The following is a 4,623-nucleotide window of genomic DNA, read 5'->3' as shown; positions in this document are numbered from 1 at the left end:
CCATCCTTGACCGCCTTGTAGAACATGGTGCCGTGGTTAAGGCTATCCGGCTCGTCGTCGGCCCAGGTATCGCAGTGCGCATCGAAATGGATCAGGCTCAGCGGCTTGCCGTACTTTTCGGCATGCGCGATCAGCAAGGGATAGGTGATGAAATGGTCGCCGCCCAGCGTCAGCATCTTCGCGCCGGAGGCGAGGATGGTGCGCGCGTGTTCGACAATGGCAGGCTTGATGGTGAGCGGATTGTGCGCATCAAACCAGCAATCGCCGTAGTCGATTACGGCCAGATCCTCGAACGGATCGAAGCCCCAGGGAAAGGGCTTGAGCTCGGCCAGCTGCACGCTGGCCGCGCGTACGGCAGCAGGGCCTAGGCGCGCGCCGGGGCGGAAGGTGGTGGCCAAGTCCAGCGGCACACCAGACACCACCACATCGGCACCAGCGAGTTCGCGCGTGTAGTTGCGGCGCATGAACGACAGCACGCCGGCGTAGGTATTTTCAACTGAAGAGCCGTAAAGGCCGGTGCGGCGGATCGCGCCGTCGCCGTAAATCATCTGCGACATGGTGTAAGCCCATGTTGATGCCGGGCAAGCCGGCTACCGTCCATCTTGTGCAGCCGACGGTTGAAGGCTGCCGCACCGCCATGGTGCGAACGCCTAGTGTGCCTGCCGGCAGGATATCCGACAAGTTTTGCAATTGGCATAATAAAACTTAAGTAATTTCCAAAATGAATGTAACATTGCTTGTATCTATAAATTTCACTCGCGACTAAATCCGCTAGCCATGCTGGCCATCCTGCTCCAAGTGCCGGCAGGAGCCGACTACAGCAATCTTCCCACCGGAGCCCGACTCATGCTGATCACGACACTTCGGCGGCTGGCAATCACCTTGCTGTTAAGCGCTCTGGCGGCATGCGGCAATGAGCCGCCTTCAATCCAGACGATGACCACATCGGCACCGGTCAGCGAGCAAGCGCCGGCCAAGCCGGATGTGGTACGTGTTGCGCTGATTATGAAAACCCTGACCAATCCTTTCTTTATCGAAATGGAAAACGGCGCTCGCCGGGCACAACAAGAAACCGGCATTGCGCTGGAAGTCCACACGGCAACACAGGAAACGTCGATCGAGCAACAGATCAAGATAGTCGAAGATACGGCTAAGGCCGGCGTGAATGCCATCGTGATTGCACCGGGCGACTCGGTGCGCTTGATCCCTGCCCTGCAGCAAGCGCAGCAGCAAGGCATCGCCATCGTCAATATCGATAACCGTCTGGATGCACGCGCCATCGCAGCAAAAAACATGCGACCGATACCGTTTATCAGCATCGATAACGAGGCGGCAGCGTTCGCAGCGGCAACGGAGCTGGCATCCCATCTCCCTGCCGGTGCTGAAGTGGCCATTATCGAGGGAATCCCGTCGGCGGATAATGCCGAGCAGCGCCGCCGAGGTGCGCAGCGGGCATTCAAGCAGGCCGGCTTGCATCAGGTTGCCAGCCAAAGCGGCCACTGGAAGATAGATGAAGGCTATCGCGTGGCCAAAAAAATGCTGCAGCAGCATCCACGTCTCAGTGGCATTTTTTGCGCCAACGATATGATGGCCATAGGTGCCCGCAAATATCTGACAGAGAACGGGCACAGCAAGGTGCTGGTCGCCGGCTTTGATGCCATTGCCGAGGCACGGCAGGCATTAAATCGTGACGAACTGGTCGCCACCGTCGATCAACAAGCCGGCGTACAAGGTTATCAAGGCGTCATGACCGCGCTCAAGGCGATCAACAAACAGCCGGTCCCGGCCGAACTCAAGATCGATGCGCTTATCCTGCGCCATCCGGCAAAGCGGCAATGAAGATCAACCTCTCGCTCAAGCTGACCGGTTTTTTGCTGGCGCTCGGCATCTTGCCCCTACTGCTGTACCAGTTGATCAGTTTCAGTGTCACGCGTGACACGGTCGTCGACATGGCCTCCCGGAACAGCATGAGCCAGCTGAGCCAGCAGGCTATCCATTTGGGCCAGTATGTGGAGCAAATTGAAGACCTGATCCGCAATATCGAATCTGTAGACGAAATCAAGCAGGCACTGTCCGAGGCCGATGTCTCATCCCTCCAGAATACGGCCTTCGAGTCGCTATCGACCAAGGCCCGTATCGGCTACATCCTCAGTGGTTACAGCAGCCTGAAGGGGCTGGTCTCCATCGATCTGTTTACCCGCAATGGCCGGCATTACCATGTCGGCGATACATTGAATACAGCCCGAATCGACCACAACTTGTACCGCCGCTTGCAGCGCGACACGTTTGCAGCTGGCAATCAAATACTTTGGCATGGCATCGAAAATAACGTCAATACGACTTCCGACCAGCGCAAAGTCATCGTTGCAAGCAAGATGCTGACCCAACTGGATGCCAGTGGCCGGCAAACCGAAGCACTGGCGATGTTGCAGATCAATTTTGATCCCGGTGCCCTGTTCCGGCATGTACGCGACATGAAAACGGCGGAGGGCGCCATGCTGCTGGTTGTCGATGCCAAGAAACGCCTGCTATTCCACCCGGACACCCGCCTGCTCGGTCAGACCCTCTCTCCGGCACTGGTATCGCTGCTGCAAGGCCAGCAAGGTGCGATGACCATCAATATGGCTGGCCAGCCTACACAGCTCCATTTCCAGATGCTGCCGGCGCAGAGCTGGTACGTGATCAGTATGGTGCCGCAAGCGACACTGCTGCAGCCGGTCAGCCGCATTGCCCAAGCCGGCATCATTATCCTGCTGCTGTCTCTGCTGCTTATTTTCCTGCTAATCCGGCTCTACTCGGCCCGTGTCATCACACCGCTACGCGCCATCTCCGATGGTTTTCGCGACTTTCAGGCGGACAGGCTGCCACCGCACTGGCGCCTGCCACAGACACGCACCATTCATGAACTGAATGAGCTCACCGGCTGGTTCAATGCCTTTCTTGACCGCGCCCAAGAGCGCGAGCATGCCGAAGCAGATCTGCGCATCGCTGCGACGGCCTTCGAGGCACAGGAAGGCATGGTAATTACCGATGCCAAACAGCGCATCGTGCGCGTCAATCAGGCTTTTTGCGAGATATCGGGCTATAGCAGCGCGGAAGTGGTCGGCCAGCCTATACGCCTGCTGCAGTCGGGTCGGCAAGACGCCGAATTTTACCGAGCCATGTGGGAGACGATAGCCCGTAGCGGCAATTGGCAGGGAGAGGTATGGAATCGGCACAAGAACGGCGACGACTACCCGGAATGGCTGACGATTACGGCTGTCAATGACCAGCAAGGCAAGACCAGCCACTACGTCGGCACCATGATAGACATTACCCTGCGTAAACAGGCCGAACAAGAAATCCAGCGGCTGGCTTATTACGACCCGCTGACCAAACTGCCCAACCGCCGCATGCTGCTGGATAGCCTGTCCCATGCCGTGACGAGTGCTGCACGCAATAAAATGGCTGGCGCTTTGTTGTTTATCGATATGGATAACTTCAAGGATCTGAATGATACCCAGGGCCACGACAAGGGCGACCTGATGCTGCAAGAGGTTGCCCAACGCCTGCGTCAATACACCCGTGACGGCGATATCGTCGCCCGACTGGGTGGAGACGAATTTGTAGTACTGATAGAAGGGCTGGAAGCAGAACCGGAAGCCGCGGCTTCTAGCTGCAAAATTATTGCCGAAAAATTGCTGGCCGCCTTGCAGTCCAACTATCAGTTGGGCGGGTATACCCACCATAGCTCCTGCAGCATCGGGGTTGCCCTGTTCTTCCAGCATAAAAACAGTATTGAAGACGTACTCAAGCAAGCCGATCTGGCGATGTATCAAGCCAAAGCTGCCGGGCGCAATACCGTGTGTTTCTTTGATCATGGCATGCAGCAGGCGGTGAATGAACGTGCCGAACTTGAATCCAGCTTGCGGCAGGCCATCCGCAATAATGATTTAGCGCTCCACTATCAGGTTCAGGTCGATAACTGCGGTCGGCCGCAAGGTGCAGAAGCGCTGCTGCGCTGGACCCACCCAGAAAAAGGCCCTATTTCACCGGCACAGTTCATTCCGCTGGCCGAAAAGAGCGCGCTGATCATTCTGCTGGGTAACTGGGTACTGGAAACCGCATGCCGACAACTGCTGGAATGGAGCCATGATCCACGCAGTGCCGCGCTGACGCTGGCAGTCAATGTCAGCGCCCGCCAGTTTCACCAGCCCGATTTCGTACAGCAGGTGCTGGACATCATCGAGCGCACCGGTGCCGACCCCACACGCCTGAAACTCGAACTGACCGAAAGCATGCTGCTCGAGAATGTGCAGCACACCATCCTCAAGATGATGGCCCTGAAAGCACACGGCATCAGTTTTGCACTGGATGACTTTGGTACCGGCTACTCGTCGCTGGCTTACCTCAAGCGCCTGCCTCTGGACCAGCTCAAGATAGACCAGAGCTTTGTCCGCGACCTGCGCCCGGAAGACCACGACGTCGCCATCGTACGCACCATTCTGGCCCTGGCGCATACGCTGGAGCTGGAGGTGATTGCCGAAGGGGTCGAAACCGAAGACCAGCAAAACATATTGGCCAGTCTGGGTTGCCATGCCTATCAAGGCTATTTCTTCGGCCGGCCGCTGGCAGTCGCACAAT

3 protein-coding genes are annotated in these 4,623 nt (G+C 57.3%); 2 read left to right on the top strand and 1 reads right to left on the bottom strand.

Going from position 1 to position 4,623, the window contains the following annotated elements:
* Positions 1-557 (bottom strand): arginase family protein (locus ACRC1E_RS11200; RefSeq protein WP_438515179.1); only part of this gene is annotated, 557 nt, incomplete at its 3' end.
* Between the two features lie 289 nt (positions 558-846).
* On the opposite strand from ACRC1E_RS11200, the gene ACRC1E_RS11195 reads away from it, so the two are divergent.
* A complete protein-coding gene (locus ACRC1E_RS11195; protein ID WP_438515178.1) occupies positions 847-1,839 on the top strand; it encodes a substrate-binding domain-containing protein in 993 nt (330 codons plus the stop codon).
* The coding region (locus ACRC1E_RS11190; RefSeq protein WP_438515177.1) for a bifunctional diguanylate cyclase/phosphodiesterase at positions 1,836-4,623 on the top strand (2,788 nt) is incomplete at its 3' end. The genes ACRC1E_RS11195 and ACRC1E_RS11190, both read left to right, overlap by 4 nt.

Origin of the sequence: Craterilacuibacter sp. (assembly GCF_051659485.1) — a bacterium.
In the GTDB taxonomy this organism is placed as follows: domain Bacteria; phylum Pseudomonadota; class Gammaproteobacteria; order Burkholderiales; family Chromobacteriaceae; genus Craterilacuibacter.
Note: the sequence above shows the minus strand (reverse complement) of the source record. Positions and strands in the feature narration are given on the sequence as shown.

Bases quoted from the DNA above. Each gene is read 5' to 3' on its own strand.
- ACRC1E_RS11195 (WP_438515178.1), top strand. From the start codon at position 847: ATGCTGATCACGACACTTCGGCGGCTGGCAATCACCTTGCTGTTAAGC.